At 31.4% G+C, this 17,614-nt stretch carries 25 protein-coding genes and 1 tRNA gene; 10 read left to right on the plus strand and 16 right to left on the minus strand.

The window, feature by feature from the left end; translation table 11 throughout:
- Positions 1–115: 115 nt before the first annotated feature.
- Positions 116–784, plus strand: coding sequence for a phosphatase PAP2 family protein (locus MY1_RS02190; protein WP_048109484.1), 669 nt, complete (start codon positions 116–118; stop codon positions 782–784).
- Here the strand turns inward: MY1_RS02190 and MY1_RS02195 are convergent.
- On the minus strand, positions 773–1,084 hold the full coding sequence (locus MY1_RS02195; protein ID WP_007549920.1) for a hypothetical protein: 312 nt from the start codon (positions 1,082–1,084) through the stop codon (positions 773–775). The two genes, MY1_RS02190 and MY1_RS02195, sit on opposite strands and share 12 nt — an antisense overlap.
- 60 nt (positions 1,085–1,144) lie before the next feature.
- On the opposite strand from MY1_RS02195, the gene MY1_RS02200 reads away from it, so the two are divergent.
- Both MY1_RS02200 and MY1_RS02205 read left to right on the plus strand, forming a co-directional pair.
- Complete coding sequence (locus tag MY1_RS02200; RefSeq protein WP_237698780.1) at positions 1,145–2,143, plus strand: coiled-coil domain-containing protein; 999 nt, start codon at positions 1,145–1,147, stop codon at positions 2,141–2,143.
- A 78-nt stretch (positions 2,144–2,221) separates the two neighbouring features.
- A complete protein-coding gene (locus MY1_RS02205) occupies positions 2,222–2,827 on the plus strand; it encodes a hypothetical protein (protein ID WP_007549922.1) in 606 nt (201 codons plus the stop codon).
- Positions 2,828–2,892: 65 nt separating this feature from the next.
- On the opposite strand, the gene MY1_RS02210 is transcribed toward MY1_RS02205, so the two are convergent.
- Positions 2,893–3,198, minus strand: a complete 306-nt coding sequence (locus MY1_RS02210) for a single stranded DNA-binding domain-containing protein (RefSeq protein ID WP_007549924.1) — start codon at positions 3,196–3,198, stop codon at positions 2,893–2,895.
- Positions 3,199–3,478: 280 nt separating this feature from the next.
- Here MY1_RS02210 and MY1_RS02215 point away from each other — a divergent pair, with 280 nt between their 5' ends.
- Positions 3,479–3,907, plus strand: coding sequence for a hypothetical protein (locus MY1_RS02215; protein ID WP_048109490.1), 429 nt, complete (start codon positions 3,479–3,481; stop codon positions 3,905–3,907).
- Between the two features lie 258 nt (positions 3,908–4,165).
- Positions 4,166–4,267 (plus strand) — tRNA-Leu (locus MY1_RS02220).
- Between the two features lie 45 nt (positions 4,268–4,312).
- On the opposite strand, the gene MY1_RS10060 is transcribed toward MY1_RS02220, so the two are convergent.
- Positions 4,313–4,435 carry a hypothetical protein gene (locus MY1_RS10060; protein WP_007549928.1) on the minus strand — a complete coding sequence of 41 codons (123 nt, stop codon included), beginning with the start codon at positions 4,433–4,435 and terminating at the stop codon, positions 4,313–4,315.
- A 187-nt stretch (positions 4,436–4,622) separates the two neighbouring features.
- Here MY1_RS10060 and MY1_RS02230 point away from each other — a divergent pair, with 187 nt between their 5' ends.
- Positions 4,623–5,240 (plus strand): hypothetical protein, encoded by a 618-nt coding sequence (locus tag MY1_RS02230; protein ID WP_007549930.1) that lies wholly within the window; start codon positions 4,623–4,625, stop codon positions 5,238–5,240.
- 1 nt (position 5,241) lies between these two features.
- Positions 5,242–5,865, plus strand: coding sequence for an HD domain-containing protein (locus tag MY1_RS02235; protein WP_007549932.1), 624 nt, complete (start codon positions 5,242–5,244; stop codon positions 5,863–5,865).
- 5 nt (positions 5,866–5,870) lie between these two features.
- On the opposite strand, the gene MY1_RS09465 is transcribed toward MY1_RS02235, so the two are convergent.
- Positions 5,871–6,053, minus strand: coding sequence for a hypothetical protein (locus tag MY1_RS09465; RefSeq protein ID WP_007549933.1), 183 nt, complete (start codon positions 6,051–6,053; stop codon positions 5,871–5,873).
- 119 nt (positions 6,054–6,172) lie between these two features.
- Positions 6,173–7,015 carry a cobalamin B12-binding domain-containing protein gene (locus tag MY1_RS02240; RefSeq protein ID WP_007549934.1) on the minus strand — a complete coding sequence of 281 codons (843 nt, stop codon included), beginning with the start codon at positions 7,013–7,015 and terminating at the stop codon, positions 6,173–6,175.
- A 253-nt stretch (positions 7,016–7,268) separates the two neighbouring features.
- Between MY1_RS02240 and MY1_RS02245 the strand changes: the two genes are divergently transcribed.
- The gene (locus MY1_RS02245; protein WP_007549935.1) at positions 7,269–8,648 is read left to right on the plus strand and encodes an NAD(P)H-binding protein; all 1,380 of its coding nucleotides are present in this window, start codon (positions 7,269–7,271) and stop codon (positions 8,646–8,648) included.
- A gap of 5 nt (positions 8,649–8,653) precedes the next feature.
- Here the strand turns inward: MY1_RS02245 and MY1_RS10065 are convergent, their stop codons facing one another.
- Together MY1_RS10065 and MY1_RS02250 are read right to left on the minus strand one after the other, a co-directional pair.
- The gene (locus tag MY1_RS10065; RefSeq protein ID WP_007549936.1) at positions 8,654–8,794 is read right to left on the minus strand and encodes a deoxyribodipyrimidine photo-lyase; all 141 of its coding nucleotides are present in this window, start codon (positions 8,792–8,794) and stop codon (positions 8,654–8,656) included.
- A 20-nt stretch (positions 8,795–8,814) separates the two neighbouring features.
- A complete protein-coding gene (locus MY1_RS02250) occupies positions 8,815–9,360 on the minus strand; it encodes a DUF1722 domain-containing protein (protein ID WP_007549938.1) in 546 nt (181 codons plus the stop codon).
- A 120-nt stretch (positions 9,361–9,480) separates the two neighbouring features.
- Between MY1_RS02250 and MY1_RS02255 the strand changes: the two genes are divergently transcribed.
- Entirely contained in the window at positions 9,481–10,401 is a 921-nt protein-coding gene (locus tag MY1_RS02255) for a hypothetical protein (protein ID WP_007549939.1), read from the plus strand.
- Positions 10,402–10,429: 28 nt separating this feature from the next.
- On the opposite strand, the gene MY1_RS02260 is transcribed toward MY1_RS02255, so the two are convergent.
- The 4 genes from MY1_RS02260 to MY1_RS02275 are packed head-to-tail and all read right to left on the minus strand — an operon-like array spanning position 10,430 to position 13,665.
- Positions 10,430–10,741 (minus strand): hypothetical protein, encoded by a 312-nt coding sequence (locus MY1_RS02260; RefSeq protein WP_007549941.1) that lies wholly within the window; start codon positions 10,739–10,741, stop codon positions 10,430–10,432.
- Positions 10,738–11,718, minus strand: a complete 981-nt coding sequence (hemB, locus tag MY1_RS02265) for a porphobilinogen synthase (RefSeq protein WP_048109506.1) — start codon at positions 11,716–11,718, stop codon at positions 10,738–10,740. Before hemB ends, MY1_RS02260 begins: the two co-directional genes overlap by 4 nt.
- A 31-nt stretch (positions 11,719–11,749) precedes the next feature.
- Entirely contained in the window at positions 11,750–13,015 is a 1,266-nt protein-coding gene (gene hemA, locus MY1_RS02270; protein WP_007549945.1) for a glutamyl-tRNA reductase, read from the minus strand.
- Positions 13,012–13,665, minus strand: a complete 654-nt coding sequence (locus MY1_RS02275) for a precorrin-2 dehydrogenase/sirohydrochlorin ferrochelatase family protein (RefSeq protein ID WP_007549946.1) — start codon at positions 13,663–13,665, stop codon at positions 13,012–13,014. Before MY1_RS02275 ends, hemA begins: the two co-directional genes overlap by 4 nt.
- Positions 13,666–13,771: 106 nt before the next feature.
- Between MY1_RS02275 and ahbA the strand changes: the two genes are divergently transcribed.
- On the plus strand, positions 13,772–14,788 hold the full coding sequence (gene ahbA / locus MY1_RS02280; protein ID WP_048110300.1) for a siroheme decarboxylase subunit alpha: 1,017 nt from the start codon (positions 13,772–13,774) through the stop codon (positions 14,786–14,788).
- Here ahbA and MY1_RS02285 read toward each other — a convergent pair.
- From MY1_RS02285 to MY1_RS02305, 5 genes are read right to left on the minus strand one after another with little or no spacing between them, the layout of a single operon-like run.
- Complete coding sequence (locus MY1_RS02285; protein WP_007549948.1) at positions 14,785–15,123, minus strand: hypothetical protein; 339 nt, start codon at positions 15,121–15,123, stop codon at positions 14,785–14,787. The genes ahbA and MY1_RS02285 overlap by 4 nt on opposite strands.
- 7 nt (positions 15,124–15,130) lie before the next feature.
- Positions 15,131–16,126 (minus strand): aldo/keto reductase, encoded by a 996-nt coding sequence (locus MY1_RS02290; protein WP_007549949.1) that lies wholly within the window; start codon positions 16,124–16,126, stop codon positions 15,131–15,133.
- Entirely contained in the window at positions 16,123–16,668 is a 546-nt protein-coding gene (locus tag MY1_RS02295) for a DUF1802 family protein (RefSeq protein ID WP_007549950.1), read from the minus strand. Before MY1_RS02295 ends, MY1_RS02290 begins: the two co-directional genes overlap by 4 nt.
- On the minus strand, positions 16,668–17,345 hold the full coding sequence (locus MY1_RS02300; protein WP_048109508.1) for a chlorite dismutase family protein: 678 nt from the start codon (positions 17,343–17,345) through the stop codon (positions 16,668–16,670). Before MY1_RS02300 ends, MY1_RS02295 begins: the two co-directional genes overlap by 1 nt.
- Before the next feature lie 44 nt (positions 17,346–17,389).
- A complete protein-coding gene (locus tag MY1_RS02305) occupies positions 17,390–17,605 on the minus strand; it encodes a DUF167 domain-containing protein (protein ID WP_007549952.1) in 216 nt (71 codons plus the stop codon).
- Positions 17,606–17,614: the final 9 nt, after the last annotated feature.

A 17,614-nucleotide genomic window follows, 5' to 3' on the forward strand; every position in this document is an offset into this window, starting at 1 on the left:
CTTGGTTAAATTCTTTAGCCGATCTTTTTTGTTATGGTTTGATAAATTTTGAAAATATTTTCAATGCTTATCTACTTGAGAAAAATTAAAAATAACATACTTGAGGTTTAATTGATTGCAAAATTGGATTTTTGATATACGGTCTAGATCATTTGTTTTACTGGTATTTTTATTTGTAATTTTATCTATGTTGGTTTATTTTCAAATTACAGAAGGCTTTGATCAGTCTGTAATTTCTTTTGTTGCAAATAATGATGATAATCCTGCATTAGATATTACGATGCAAATCATTACTGAAAGCGGTGATACCATTTGGATGCTGGGTTTTGGCATATTGATGCTTTTGGTAAAAAAGACTAGAAGAATTGGAATTACTTTGATGATTTTAATCGTTTTATCCACATTGCTTACTGGATACATAAAATGTGGAGTGGACAGAGATAGGCCAGATTTTGAATATGTTGGTACTCCGTTTCCAGTTGAAATAAGTCATGATACATTTGCTTTGTTTTGTGAAGGTGGGTACAATGCTTCTTATCCCTCTGGGCATGCAGCCAGGGCAATAATATTTGGAATAGTGCTTGGCTATGCCTTATCTGAACGATTTCCTAGGGGATGTTACTTGTTGTTACTTTACCCATTATTGGTGTCGATAAGCAGGGTGTATGTTCTTCAGCATTTCCCAATGGATGTGATAGGAGGTACAGTTCTTGGAATAATGTTAGCTGGTGTAATGGCAAAAAGAACAAAATTATACAAAATATTTGAAAAATCAAAAACCTAATTCTGTTAATATTTTATTGCTAATCAAGACTATGGCATAATGATCTTTGTCGTGATGATATGTCCAATATTTTATATCTCTGATTTCATTTTTTTGTCTAAGCCCATGTGTGACACCTGTTGTCACGGTGTATCCAATTCTTTTTGCAATCTTTGCTTCCTTTGGCATTAGAACTTTGAAGCCTTCTTTTTGATTATTGAACCCAATTTTTACCATATCATCAACAGCATCTGATGCATCTTTGACATCTTTGAGATCATACGTCTTAGCTATTGGCAAGTCTTTTGGATGAAAATCCATTCTTTTTTAATAATTCTTTATACTAATATTTTTTTAAAAATCTATTTCTGCGATCAATGTATGTTAATTTTCTTAACTGGTAAGTCAAATCATGATTATATTCATAACTTAACCGACGGATTTGTCTTGAATCAAATATTGGCATCACTAGAAAAATTAGTAGTTAAACTAAGACAAAAGAAACAACAAGCAACTAATTTAAGAAAACAGTCTGAAAGACAACTCCAACAGTTGCGATCACTTGAAAGAAGATCGTCATCAGGTTTACACTCTATTGATAGAAAAATTGAATCTGAAAAGGAAGATGTAACCGATGTCTCTGGAGTACTTAATCAAAAAACATCCCAATTAGAAAGTATTGAAAGATTAATTGCGTCTGCAAACGAGCGTTTAAACAGTGAAAAAGAATCTTTAACTAATTTTGAACAAGAACTGGAATTTGCTAAAAATCCCGAAGAGGAACAAAATGCAAAATTTAGAATTAATACAATTCAAGATCATATTCAGGAACTGGAATCTGAGATAAAAATCAGGGAAAAAATGGCAAAAAAGATCACCGATGAGGTCGCACAAATCAATGATGTTAAATCAAAAATAAGCACAAAAATCCAAAAACAGGCCAAATCTAAACCCTCTTTGCGAGAAAAAATGAGTGCCAGTCGTAAGGCTGCTGAAAAACTGACTAAGGATTTAGAGAAAAAAACTAAAGCTGAGGCAGCGGCTGCAAAAGCACTTGAAAAAGCGTCTTCTACTCTTCAGGCAATATTGGCTAAAAAACGAAAATTATCAAAACTAAAAGCTGCAAAGAAAGCATCAAAGAAAAAGTCCAAAGCTCCAGCAAAGAAAGCATCAAAGAAAAAGTCCAAAGCTCCAGCAAAGAAAGCATCAAAGAAAAAGTCCAAAGCTCCAGCAAAGAAAGCATCAAAGAAAAAGTCCAAAGCTCCAGCAAAGAAGGCATCAAAGAAAAAGTCCAAAGCTCCAGCAAAGAAGGCATCAAAGAAAAAGTCCAAAGCTCCAGCAAAGAAGGCATCAAAGAAAAAGTCAAAATCTAGAAAGTAATTTTATCTCATTTAGATAACATCTCTCAGAAATATCGTTAGTGTTAAAGTAGGCCTTATCTTTAGAATTTTAATTAAAATGAAAAAACGTGGTCCTATAATTGGTATTTCTGGTTTAGTGCTAGTGATTGTATCTCTTTTGATTATCGTATCTGTTTTTCCAACTTCTAGTTTTACTGATGGAGATTTTTATGCTCCTTCTATGTTTGAAGGAATGTTTAATCAAATATCTGAAAAAATCTCAATTTATCCAGGTGGGTTAGGATATTATTCTTACAGTCCAAAATCTTATGACATTCCTTTGTTATGGGGAGTTCAGATACTTGACTATGATAATGGGGATAATCTTTCAATATCAATTTCTAATATTTATGGAGATGATTTCGGTGTATTTCCACAAGATGGTCCAATAATTTTTGAGATGCTAGAAATTACTAAATCTGACACATTAAACTTTGAAATTCAAAATCATGGTTCTAGAATGGTTGATGTTGTAGTGATGATTTCTGAAGATCCTGATAATTCTAATGGGTTATCAAATCCAAATTCTCCATTTATAAATAAAATTTTACCTTTAGCAATATCTGGTATTTTATTGATTTTTGGTATTTTTATGTTAATTATAGGGATTATTTTATACTTTATAGACTGGAAAAATATCCAAAACAATAAACGAAGTTTCTGAATGATTATTTTGCTTAAATTATAATTTTTGAAACTAGTTGATGAGTAAAAAATCTACATTAAAAATTACTGTGGATTAATTTCCATCTTGCCGAATTTGCCTTTTGTTAAGGAAACTTCTCCTTTGAATTCATTTGTGTATCCATTTGTAATTACTACTGTATCTCCTACATTTACTGCTTTAATATCATCTCCCCATAATGTTAGTTTCATGTCATCTGCACCGTCAGATATTACTGCATCGCATACATCAACAGTACCACCTGTCTTGAGATTCACTGTTCTTGGTTCTCCTTTACTTTTTACTTCAGCTTTAAGATTAATACCGCTTCGCATTTTTTTTACTTCTGCTACTGATTGAAATTCTGCCATGTGTTTTGACTCTAGTTTGGACAATTATAAGCTTTTTTAAATATTTTTGATTGATTAAAAAAGTTCAATTTAATCTCAAAAAATATCTTGAGATTTTCTAAACCCATTGATTTGGTAGCATGAACAATAAAAATATGTGAAAATTATGTTAATTTTAGCATTTTATGTTCGATCTGGGATAATTTCGTATTTTTGTTATAAATGACGATTATACCCAACTATTACCATTGATTACCATTTATTACCAATAATATATATATCCCAATATGAAATCAATGGCATGAATACACAAAACCCACAATCAAATCAGTCGGGTAATGCATATTCAATGTACAAGCAAAATGTTCAAAAATACTTTGAAAACGTTACAAAAAATGTACCACAGTATTTTCAATCAATGACCCATTTGCAAGAAGAATGTGTCAAAGCTTGCGAAAAAACAATCGATGCTTCACTCTCAATGCAGCAAGAATTTGCAAAAAAGAATGGTCTTTCAACTGAAATTCCAGATGCAATGAAAACTACATTTGTAGATATTAACAAGCAAGTTGTTCAAGCAAATACTGTCCAAAATCAAATTGTAAAAACCACAATTGATGCAACAGTACAAAATATCAAAACATTCAATGATAACGTAAGTGCTTTTGCTGACTTGAATAGAAACATTGTCCAATCTTGGATAACCCCATTCACACAAGTAAAAAACTAGTGTGAGTGATTTTTCTTTTTTATTTTTTACATCTTATTTTATGATCTTTTACCCTTATAATCACTAATTACCAAGTGAGATTTTGGGTTTATCCTATTTTATTTTTTCACAAAACGTATTATCTTTATTTTTTAAACTATTTTTGTAATGTTTCATACTTGGAAAATATATTCTAAAAAACTCTTGACATTTTACGATCTTTTCTCAAATTTTAATCCAATAGCAATCGAAAAATATCGGTCATTATTGAGTCTCATTGCAGAGGTATCGAAGCCCGGTCAACCGAGAAGGACTCAAGATCCTCAAAAATAGGAAATCCTTTCTCTCAGGAGTTCGTGGGTTCAAATCCCACCCTCTGCACTATCCTCTTAAAATTCTGAAAATATTCGATATTTTTTGAAAAATTTAGGCTACGATTTGTTTTACTTTGGTAATGGAATGTTTTGAAATTTTTTTGTGCATCATTGCAATATTTTCATCTTTGAATGTAAGATTGCATCTAAAACATTTCCATCTTCCTTCTGCCATGTGTTGTATATGCGTAATTTGCTTATAAGTATATTGAACGATTGATGCAATTTCTTCCAATTTCTGATCATTGATCTGTTTTTTTTGTAATTTTTTGTCTTTTTACGATCATTTTGTTGTATTTTCATGCTTAAAGTTCAATCCAAGGGTTTAGAAATAAAAAAATCGTGATTATATCGAAGATAAGTTGGATATTTTAGAAATTATTACCGAGTTTTCTTATTTTGGAATTTTTCTTATTCTCATTGGAGTAAATGCTTCTCCAATACTAGTGCCCCCGACATGGATTATTCTATCATCATTTTATGCATTAGACCCAAGTTTGAATTTGATGACCCTTTCAATAATTGGAGCAACTGGAGCAACAATTGGAAGATTCATTTTAAAAAACATAAGTAGTTATTTTAGAAAATTTGTAGGTTCTGAACAACAATCCAATCTTGATATAATCGGTGATTTTCTTAATAGAAAAAAACATGGATACTTTATTGCATCTTTTCTATTTGGAGCTACCCCACTTCCTAGTAACATGTTGTTTATTACATATGGCTTGATGAGGGCAAAAAGTTTTGGATTGTATGTTGGATTTTGGTTTGGAAGGGCTTTATCTTATTATGTAATGTTGTCTATCAGTAATATTGTTTTAACCCCTCTTCTTGAAATTTTTGAAGAACGCTATATTGGAATTTTATTATTAGATGGAATAAGTATTGGTACTGTTATATTTTTTACCTCAATTAATTGGGCCCATTTAATTACATACAAAAAATTAAAATTTGTAAGGCCAAGGCTGTGGAGATTTTAATATGGACGTTGTAAATTTGTTAAAAAAGGAAGTACGAGGGTTAATAGATAATGATTCTGCACACGACTTTGCTCATATAATGCGTGTGTATAAAAATGCCCAAATGATATGTAAAAAAGAACGAGTAAACAAAAAACTTGTTCTCTGCGCAGTTTTACTTCACGATATAGTCTCATATCCAAAGTCTGACAAACGCTCAAAACTTTCTTCAATACAAAGTGCTGCAAAATCAAAAAAAATTTTAAAAAAATTTAATTTTGATAATGAAGAAATTCAAATAATTTCTGATGCCATACATGATCATAGTTTCTCTCAAAATAAAATTCCTTCAACAATAGTTGGTAAAATTCTTCAGGATGCCGATAGATTGGATGCCATTGGAGCGATAGGAATTGCTCGAGTTTTTGCAGTTGGTGGTTCTGAAAAAAGACCATTTTATAATGTAAAAGATCCATTTTGTAAAAATAGACTTCCAGACGATAAAATTTGGACCCTGGATCATTTTTATCAAAAACTGCTCCAATTGGAATCCCTCATGAATACACAATCTGGTAAAATTGAGGCTAAAAAAAGAACCAAAATTTTGAATAATTTTTTGAATCAACTAAAAAATGAAATTCAATAGTTGATTCAATTTTTCTTGCCTCTGGCTCTTGTTCTCAAAACCGCTTTACAACAAATACATCGAGTATCGTCCAGTGACAAAAATATACCACAAAAAGTACACCTTTTTTGTCCAATTTCATATCTGATCTTATTTGGAACTGGTTCTGCTTTATGCATCTGGCAAATTCCTTTACATGTTCTACCCATTAAATTTCACCACAAGGATTCGTAATTGGTTCTTTTTTTGCATATTTCATTTACGTGTTATATTGATATAAACTGAAATTGAATATGAGACTAGTGCTAATTTTTAATTATGTTGTTTTTTATGTCGTTCTGATAATCTTTGGAATTTCATCCAAATTTACATCCGGAATAACGTTGGCATTAAATTTATGAGTTTTTTCAGATTGAAATGCAAATCCGCCTACTAATATTGGAATGCTATATTGATCTTTTATTTTTTTGACTAATCTTTGACCTGCTGATATGTTGTCTTCCAAAGTTATTGAAACCAATACTATGTCTGGTTTGTTATATTCAATAAAACTAAGTATTGATTCTGTGGGTATTGATGTTCCTATGTTGTATACTTTAAATCCCTTTATTGAAAGATAAGTCTCTAACACATCACATCCTAAATGATGCTCTTCTCCAAGTGGAACACATACTAGAATTTTCTTTTTGTTTGTATTACTTGATACTTTATCCATTATGATTTTAACTAGTGTTTGTGCAACATTACTTGCAACATGTTCTGTTGCAATGCTGATTGTATTGTTTGCCCAATCTTCTCCTATTTTATACATCACTGGTCTTAAAATCTTATCAAAAAAGTCAGCTGGATCAAAAATCTTCATATATTCTTCATAAATTTTTACAGATGATTGAATATCTCCCTCAGTTAATTTTTTGTAAAGTGCTTGCTTTGATTTTTTTGTTGATTCCTCTCTTTTTGTTATATCTTTTGGATTATGTGATGCCAAAACCGCTAAAATCTTTGGATCATTTCTATAGTCTAGTGGTATGTCATCTTTAACTACTTCTGATGCTTTTCCTAAATATTTTACAATTTCTTGTTTTGATGTATTTTTTTTAGAATCCCAGACACTTTTTACTAAATATAGATAATTATCTGATTTTACTTTTTTAGCCCTAATGTATACCATGTAAATTTTTATTATATGCACTATTTAATTAATGCTAACTTTTACATCTAGTGCTAAATTTTTTATACCTTAAATGAAATTAGCCTTGTTTTGAAACATATTTTCGATTTTTATTAGTATTTGGCACTAGTCATTTACTGTAGCACTAGTTTAAATAATTAATTTGATTAAGCGTTTTTATGCACTTTTTCTATGATTTGCAGTTATCTTATTTGAAAATAGGTGTATCAAGTAATCTCAAATTAAATAAATCATGAATCAAAAAATAGGTCATCCTACATCTTCTGGATTCGCTTCTTATTCCATATTAGTTACGGGTGCTACTGGATTTATTGGTTCTAGGTTAATCTCGACATTAGCTTCTTCTGGTTTTACTATTAAGGGGATGAGTAGGAGAAAGCTTTCTGATACACATAATGTAAAGTACGTCCAGGCTGATGTTTTTGATGTTGAGCAATTAGAAAAAGCAATGATTGGAATTGATATTGTCTATTACCTTCTCCATTCAATGGAAGGAGATAAGGAACATTGGAGGGAATTTGCAGCAAGAGAGCGAATTCAAGCTCAAAATTTTCTCAAAGCTGCTACCAAAGCTAATGTGAAAAGAATAATCTATCTTGGTGGGTTAGTAAATGACAGTTTGGAATTATCCCCTCACATGCAGAGCAGAAAAGAAGTTGGTGAAATACTTGCTTCTGGTGGTATTCCTGTAACTCAATTACGAGCATCTTTGATCATAGGTGCCCAAGGAGGTTCATATGCAATGCTTCGATATCTTGTAGAACGATTACGAATTATGGTTACACCGTCATGGGTAAAATCACTTGCACAACCTATTGCGGTTGATGATGTTATAAAATATCTTGTAGGTTGTATGAGTCATCTTGAAACAAGTGGTAAAATCTATGAAATTGGAGGACCAGATAAAATGACGTATGAAGAATTAATGCGTGTTTACTCTGCTTATCTAAATAAAAATCTCTTTGTAATCCAAATTCCTTTTCTAACAACTAGGCTTTCATCGTATTGGGTGGATCTAATTACTCCTGTAAAGGCTTCTCTAGCACGCCCATTGATAGATAGTTTAGTTCATGATACAGTCGTAAATGACGATTCGATTACTAAGATTATCCCAATTCAATTAAAATCAGTTAGAGAATCCATTGATATTGCAACAAAAGAGATGAGAGAAAATCCTCCCGAAATAAATCATAGAGAAGAAAAAACTGGCTTTAAAATAAATCAAAAACTCTTACTTGGTTCCCTAACTGTGATGGCAATAATTGGAACTACGCATTATTGGCTTGATGATCGGCCTGAAGTTTATACGCCAATTTGGCTTTTAGCTGGAATTATTTGGTATGCTGGAATTGTATCTGCAATTATTTTTGTTAATAGTAAAACTAGATTGGGATTTATGATCAGCGGTGTTTTATCTTGGATAACTCTGATTTTTTGGTCACTTGATAACTTCAATCTTGTTTTTAATACTTCTATATTGGCTTCACCTCCAAATGAAATGTTCGCTTTAAGGAATTTTATAGGACTTGCTGTTGTATCGATTGCAATAATTGCATCTCATAATACTTTTCACAAGGTCATTGATTATCAAAACAAAGGGAAACCTGTTTAGATTTTTTAATTATTAATAATCTCCGTATCTATAATAAAACATGGAATAACTTGATTAGAGTTTTTTAATGCATAAATTAATCCTGTATTGTCTTCTAATCTTAAATCTCGACAAAATACAAATAGAAATTTATTATATTTTGACATTTGATATTATCTTAATTACGTTATTCATCCTCTTTGATATTTGTTGGTTGAAATATTGATCTATGTTCAATATCTGAATATAACAAAAAATATGTTTGACTTGCAAGATATGTATCATCACAACGATAAGTAATAGGGCTTATCTCTAAGAGAATCTGACCTATGGTTTTTTTACCCTCCCTAAATTGATCTAAATTATTCAAAAATGTTCTTTTTTCATTTTGATCTAAATGTTTTAAAAAATAACCAAAAATATGCATGATTACATTAGAATGTGTTCTTACTGTTGGTTTTTTATCCATTGCGAGTTTTAGATGATTCTCATACTCTTGTAATAATTCTGAAAATGGTATTTTTCTATGACTTGCAACAATATTTCCTAATTTTTTTAACTCTACTTGATCATGTGCCATTATCATGAATTTGTTGGCAGTGTGAAACGCTAACATGTTTTTGAATTTATTTGAACTTTTTACATCTTCAAATCTTTGTATCACATAATCTGATATGTCTTTTTCAGATATTTTGCAATCTTTATCATTAAAGTATGGATTTAGTTTATTCACTTTTTTTATTTTTGTTTCATTGCTTAAATAACCAATTTCATTTTTTTCCTATTGGCACTAGTCTAAATTTCTCTTTTCTTAGGAGTTAGCACTATATGGAAATTTAGCACCATCTTAAATATGATAACTGCTAAAAAATCAATAATGAAAACAACAATTACCATCATAACTGCAATTATTTTGGTTGGTTCAACTACATTTGCTAGTGCAGAAGGAGTTCCAGCATGGATAAAAAATAATGCAGGATGGTGGGCAGATGGTACAATATCTGAATCTGAATTCATTCAAGGAATACAATTTTTGATAAAAGAAAATGTAATTGTAATTCCTCCAACTACTATGTCTGCAGAAAAATCTCAATCAGTTCCTGAATGGATAAAAAATAATGCAGGATGGTGGGCAGATGGAACAATTACAGATAAAGAATTTGTCAATGGTATTCAGCATTTGATAAAAACCGGAGTGATTTCAGTTTCTGCTGAAATTAAATCTCCTGAATCTCTACCTGTTTCATCCGATGATTCAAAACTTGCATCACTTGAAGCAGAATTAGAAAAATGCGCCGAAATCAAACAGGCATATCCTAGATTAAATTGTGAAAGAACCGCAAAACATGCAATCGAAGCTTACACAATAATTGCAAATGGACAATCATACCATGTAGGTCCTCTAGTTTATTATTGGACAGGTCTAGACACTGAAGGAAATTCATTTGAAATATCTGAAAGTGGGCAAGCTATTTTATCCATAAGAATTTTAGCTGTAAACACTAGTAATGACAATGTTTCTATGATGTGTACTGGTCCTGCAGTTTGTAACTATGATGTTTGGAATGGCGATAAAGCATTCAAGTATTCTGGAATGGATTTTACAAATGGACAAATTGTCGTAAAACCTGGTACCTCTGAAATATTCAACATGTTATTTGGACCAAACATTGGATATGGTGGAACTACATTTGAATATGATTCATCTAAGGAATATTTCTTTAGAATATCTGAACCATATGGCAAGATGTCTATTCCTTTAGGACTACCATAGGCTTTTTTCATAACTCTTTTTTATTTTTTTATCCATAGTCAATATATCGATTATATCTCTTCTCAACTTCTACGTTTGTCCCAGAAATAATTTTATGATATTCTTCTTGTTTTCTTGATTCAATGTATTTTGCTATCTCTGTAAGACCTTTGTCTGTTTTGTATGATTCAAAGACAGGTTCCATCATTTTTAGGTATTCTAAAACTTTTTTCCTATACTCTTCACGAGTAGGATTTTTAATTTTGTTTAATCTAAACCAAATTACTGCCCAGCTTGAGCCTACTATGTGTGGTAATAAATCAAAAGCCCTTTCTATCTCAAAACGTTCATCGTTTCTCATGCTTTTTGAAGAAACTTTGCTGCAGATTTTGCAAAATATGTTACAATCATGTCTGCACCAGCTCGTTTAATTGAATAAAGTATCTCTTCTGTAATGTCTTTTTCATTTATCCAGCCTTGTTTTGATGCGCCTTTAACTAATGCATATTCTCCAGATACACTATATGCTGCAACTGGAACATTGAATCTTCTACGAGTTTCTGCTATCAAATCAAGATATGCTAAAGCTGGCTTAATCATTACAATATCTACTCCTTCGTTGATGTCCATTTCAACTTCCATCATTGCTTCACGTGCATTTGTAAATGGAACTTGGTACGTCTTTCTATCTCCAAACTTTGGTGCACATTCTGCTGCATCTCTAAATGGTGAATAAAATGATGAACGGTGTTTTGCAGAATGCGACATTATGGACACATCTTTGAAACCTTCTTCGTCTAATGCTTTTCTAATGGCAGATACTTGTCCGTCCATCATTGCAGATGGTGAAACAGTATCAACACCAGCTTTTGCTTGACTGACTGCAATTTTTGCTAGTGTTTCTAGACTAGAGTCGTTATCTACTTTATCTCCCTTGATTATTCCACAATGACCTGTTGATGTAAATTGACATAAGCATACATCTGCCATGATTACTATTTTATCCCCAAAATTTTCTCTAATCTGAGAAATCGCCTTTTGAACAATTCCTTTATCATCAAATGCCGAAGTACCTGCATCATCTTTCTTTGTAGGAATTCCAAACAGCATGATAGATGGGATGTTTAGATCAGAGATTGTTCCAATTTCGTCATTGATGTCTTCTAAAGGTAATCTCTCAATTTCTGACATTGATTCAACTTTTATTCGAGATTTGAGGTCTTCTTGAACAAATACTGGACAAATTAGATCTCTTGGTGTTAAAGTGGTTTCCTGAATTAATTCTCGCATTTTTTCTGATGTTCTTAATCTACGAAGTCGTCTGGTTGGAAATGACATCATCAAAATTTATTCTGGGTCAGATATAATTCTAGTCTAATTCTTTTTGTTTTTTATAGTCAAATAATTTACTTGCCATTTCGATAATATCTGGCTCACCTTGTTCTGATGCCTTGCGGATATTATTCATAGGTGTTGATACGATACTTTCTACTACAGCCTTTGTCAATTCTTCAATAATTTTGATTTTTTTCTCATCTTTTTCATTAAGCATTTGAAGTGCTTTTTGTAATTCTTTTACTCTTAGAGAATCTATATTTTTGAAGACATCTTTTACCAATGGTTCTGCATCTAATCTTTTCATTGAGGCCTCTAGTACAGATACTTCCTCACTAATTATATTTTCAACACTTTTTACCTTGTTTAATCGTGATTTCATATTTTTTTCAACCATCTCGGCAATTTGATCTAAATTCATTAATTTCACTGCACCTATAGTTGCAACTTTCTCATCAACTGTTCTAGGGTTTGATAAATCTAGAATCATCATTCCACTTTTCTTTATTTTCATTGCTTTTACTATTCTTTCTTGAGTAACTAAAAAGTAAGGAGCAGTTGTTGCGACAAATAATACATCATAATTTTCAAATCCAGATAAGACATCTTCGAATTTTACAGGTTTTCCTCCCATGGTTTCACAAAATGCCTGGGATCTATCCATTGTCCTGCTAGTTACAACAAAATCATATCCTCTTCGTGCAAGTGATTTTGCAACAAGCGTTGATACCTCGCCAGTTCCAATTAGCAAAATTTTCTTTAGTTTTAACTCGTCTACGTTTTCTTCAGCTAATTTTACTGCCATTGATCCAACTGAGATGCCTCCACGATTAATTCCTGAGGAATTCCTAATTCTTGTTCCTATTCTGATTGCTTTATCAAATAAATTATTTAGGTGCTGACCAGACGCCTTTGCATTTCTAGCCGATGTTATGGAGTTTTTTATCTGTCCTAGAATCTGCTCTTCTCCTATGACCATTGAATCTAATCCTGATGTGAGTTTTAGTAGGTGATGAATAGCTTCCAGGTTTTCAACAACTTCTATGTTTTCTTCAAATGCTTCTTCTTCCAGTCCAGTTAATGAGGCCCATGTTTTTTTAATTTTGTCAATGTTGTAATTTTTTGCTTTACCAAACAGTTCTATTCTATTACATGTTTGAATAATTACACATTCCTCTAACCCTGAATGTTTTTTGAAGTGAACATATGCATTTTCTAAGTCCCTTATGGTAAATCTTTCAAGAATATGAATAGGTGCGTTACGAAAAGTAATCCTTGCATTGATTATGTTTTGGTTCATTTCCAGTTCCTCAATATTGATCTAGCTTGATTTTCTGCTTTTTTCAGCTGACCTTCTTTTATTAACTGTTTGATCTCTTTGTTACTCATTATGCTATTGAGGTAGTTTTTTCTTTCATTTTGTTTGGCGATCTTATTTTTTGCAATTTCTCTTACAATATTCTGAATTTTCATTTGACTGATTTCTTCTTTTGTAATTAACTTCTTGAATACTCTCTCTGATTCAATTCTCAATTTTTTAGCCATTGCTGGACTTTTTCCACCTGTAAATATTGCAATTTGAATTAAATTTTCAAAATCTATAATTGCAGGATTCGAAAAATCACTTAATTCTGGATTATCAGAACTATATGCTATGATTTTTTTACTTTTGGCATCATTAATTATTTTTTGATTTAGTTTTTTATCATTTGTTGTTGTGATTACCATGTATGGTTTATGGATTGAAAGAATAGATGTATCTTGGACATTTTGTTTTTTAAATTTAATTTTTTTATTTTTTATTAGGTTTTTTATCTGATTGTTTATCGTATTGCTAATTACTATGATCTGACACTCTTCTTTTAATAATGAATTAATTCGTTTTAGTGCTTCGTTTCCTCCTCCGATGACGATAACTACTTTGCCCTGAAGATTTAGATTAACTATCACCGATCAAAACAATAATTGTTTCTATTTATACATTAAACACTAATGCGTAATGCCCTAGCTACATTTTTAATTGAATGATGAGATTGGTGTTATATTGACTCAATCCATGGATGATCTGGATAAGGAAATTCTTAATGAGATTCAATGGACTTTTCCACTCACCCCAATGCCTTTTGACGACATTGCAAAAAAATTTGAAACTACTCCTGAAATAATAAAAGAACGACTAGTGAATCTAAAAAAAATTGGAGTACTGCGACAGCTTAGTGCCATATTTGATACAAGACGACTTGGTTACAAAAGCTCATTGGTGGCAATGGAGATTGAATCTAATAAATTAGAATATGTGGCAAATCAAATTAATCGTCATCCTGGTGTAAGTCATAACTATGAACGGGATCATCAGTTTAATCTATGGTTTACTTTAGCTGTGCCACCTGGTTCAGATTTGAAATCTGAGGTTGACAAATTTTCTGTTTTAAAAGGGATTAAAAAAGTTAGAATGCTTCCAACAATCCAATTGTTCAAAATTGGAGTAAAACTGGATATGGTTGATGAAAAAAAACATGATATTGCACCAACTGAAGCAAAAAAAGAAATTAAAAATATAAAATTTGTTCCTACTGAAGAAGACAAAGAATTCATCCGTGAATTGCAAAAAGATATGGATATTGTTGATAGACCATTTTTAATTCCTGCAAAAAAACTCGGACTCACTGAAAGTGAATTATTTGATAAACTAAAGTATTATGAGGAAATTGGAGTTATGAGAAGATTTGCCGCAATTTTGCGACATAGGGAAGTTGGTTTTACAGCTAATGGCATGATTGTTTGGAATGTACCTGATGATAAAATTTCAGAAGTTGGTTCGAAATTAGGTGCTTTCCCTCAAGTCAGTCATTGTTACCAAAGACCAACATATCCTGATTGGCCATATAGTGTATTTTCTATGATTCATTGTAAATCTGAAAGTGAAGCAGGAGAGGTTGCAAAAACTATTCAAAATCAAATTAATGTGGATGATTACAAAATATTGTTTAGTACACGTGAATTTAAAAAGACCCGTGTTGAATATTTTGTTGAAAATAATTTTACTTTAGAAGAAACAATCTCAGCATCTTAGAATTCGTTTTCATCGTGTCCTACTACATGAATCATACAAAAGTATTGATCATTCATGTTGCAATAATACTCTGAATTATTCCTACAAATCTTACATGGTGGTTTTTCATCCTGTTTTGATAGTTTTGTGTGGTATGCTTTACTTCTCACAGTTTTGTTTGAATTTTTGTAAATTCTTGTCATGCTTGAAAAATATTTTAAATCTAAAGGACTTAGTTCCGCATTATTTTTAATTTTTTTAACTATGGCATTCCATTTTTTATATTCTCCAATCTTTGCAAATTTCATTCTGTCTATAATCTCTAATGTCTTTATGACATCTAATGATTTGTCCATTTGAAAACTAATTTGCTTGAGTTGCTTTTAATTCGTATGTAGGCCATGTATTATACAAGTCATCAATCTCTTTCATATCTGAGGAATTCAGATATTTACCGTCTGATATTGCTGCAAATGATTCAATTTCTTCAACACTTACAACTGTGGGTAAGACAGATCCGATTGATTTTTTTGATAAAATGAATTTAATTGCAAATTCTGTTATGTTTAATCCGTTTCGTTCAGCAATTGGTCTGAACTGTTCTACTTTTTTTAGTGCCTCTTGCCTCCATTCTTGTTTTCTGTCTTTTCTATGATCATTGCTTGGAATTACCGTCTCTGCTTTTACTTTGCCTGTGAGAATTCCTGATGCATCAGGTACCCTGACTAAAATTCCAACATTTTGTTTCTCTGCTTTTTCAATTAATTCATTTCCTGGTGTTTGTTCTAAAATATTATACACTGTTTGAACTGCTGTGACACTTTTTCTTTCCATAGCTTCTAGTCCTTCCTGTGCCCATCCTATTGCTGGACCAAGTGCAACTTGTGACGCTTTTATTTTTCCTTCCTGGATTAAATTATCAAATAAATTAAAAGTGGTGTTATCTCTAATGTGATTTAATTTTGGATTATGTAATCCATAAACATCTACATAATTTGTTTGTAGTCTTTCAAGTGATGCACTAAGTGCCTTTCTTGTAAACTCTGGTTCAAAACTTTGAGGTAGTTCTGCATGTCCTATTTGCTCTGCATTTGCAAAATCATATCCGTATTTTGTCGAAATTACTACTTCATTTCTCATTCCTTTGAAAACTTGTCCAATTAGTTTCTCGGTTATTCCTTTACCATACATATCAGCTGTTTCAAAGAAATTAATTCCTAAATCGTATGCTTTTTTGAGCATTCGTTTTCCTTCATCTTCTTCTATTTTCTTACCCCACCAATCGAGACCTAGTGTCCATGCCCCAAATCCAATTTCAGATACTTTGATTCCGCTTCTCCCTAATGTCTTATACTTCAATTTACTATCTCCTTGAACTCATCTAGTTTTGATTCAATTTCTGTATTACTCAAAACAGTTTTCCCCTCTGTAATTTCTTCATTTATGTTTATCCAAGATTTGCAACCCTGGTATTCAGATTTTAATGGTATACTTAATTCCGGAATCTTGTAGACTTTTAAAAACATGACTTTCATAGGATTTTCTGGTTTCCAATTTCTTCTTTCATTGATGTAGGAATCACTCCAAATATGAAATGAGGATAATTTTTTTATTGTCTCTTCTACTGAAATGTCTATTTCTGCCAATATTTCAGCATACGATGTAATTCTGTTAAATCCGTTTTTTGGTGGGTTTGATTTTACTTGTTCGAGATATTTATGAAATTGTGGTTTTATGTGATTGTATTCTTGATGCTCTTGTGTGGGAAACAATAGAAACTTTTTTGATTCAATCCTAAATCCTGATGTGACATCTAATATCCCACCTTTTCTTAAAAGAACTGTTTGATCACCGTTTTCTAGTGCACTAACAATAGTTGCCCATTCTTTTAGAGATTCCACTATCCAAGACTTCCTATCAAAGGAACAATGTCTTTTTTAACACATACGATCATTGGAGTATCTTTTTGTACATATTTTGAAACTCTTGTTTCTCTCAAATCCATTATCAAATCTTGAAAATCTCTGATTTCGTCCACTTCAAATGCTAACATGAAGTCTTCATCATGAATGCCAAAAGAATATGTTGTATTAAGTATGATCTGTGGGTATTTCCTGCTAACTTCAATATGCTCATCCATTATTGATTGTCTTTCTTCTTTTGGTAATAGATACCATTCTCTGGTTTTTGTAAATGGATAAACTATTACATGTTTTTTCATTTCTTCATCTACGATAAACCCTAACGGTTTTCCAGATTTTATGTAGATTGAAGGTCTAGTGCAAGACAAATACGTTTTTGCTGGTATGATATATTTTCCAAAAACCGTCGTGTATAGTTTTTCAATTACCTTTTGAATCTCATCTACAGTTTTTGCTGCAAACCAAAACAAAAAGTCTGCATCATCTCTTAATCCTAATGTTGAATATGTTCTAAATTTTATCCCTGAATTTTTAATTACATTTTCTACTTCTTTTGCAGATTCAGCTTTAGCTAAATCTGCCATCCATCTCCATTTGGGATCTACCTTGAAAAACGAGAAATTAAAAAAATACTGCTCTTCGTTATTTGATTCCATGCTTTTCCATTTTTAAAACCCTATTTAAACAAAAACTAGATTCTCTAATCTTGTATTTGTATGATTTTTTGACTTGACTTATGTCCTGATTTTATTTGAATCATTGATGTTGAAACTTTGAAATGTTTTGCAATTTTTTTAATAATTTCTTTATTAGCTTTCCCTTTGATGGGTTTTGTTTTTATTCCTATGGTGATTTGGTCTTTCTCAATACTGAAAAATTCTTTGTTAAACTCTACATTAACTTTGAATAGCGACAATGATATCAA

Source organism: Nitrosarchaeum koreense MY1 (assembly GCF_000220175.1).
In the GTDB taxonomy this organism is placed as follows: domain Archaea; phylum Thermoproteota; class Nitrososphaeria; order Nitrososphaerales; family Nitrosopumilaceae; genus Nitrosarchaeum; species Nitrosarchaeum koreense.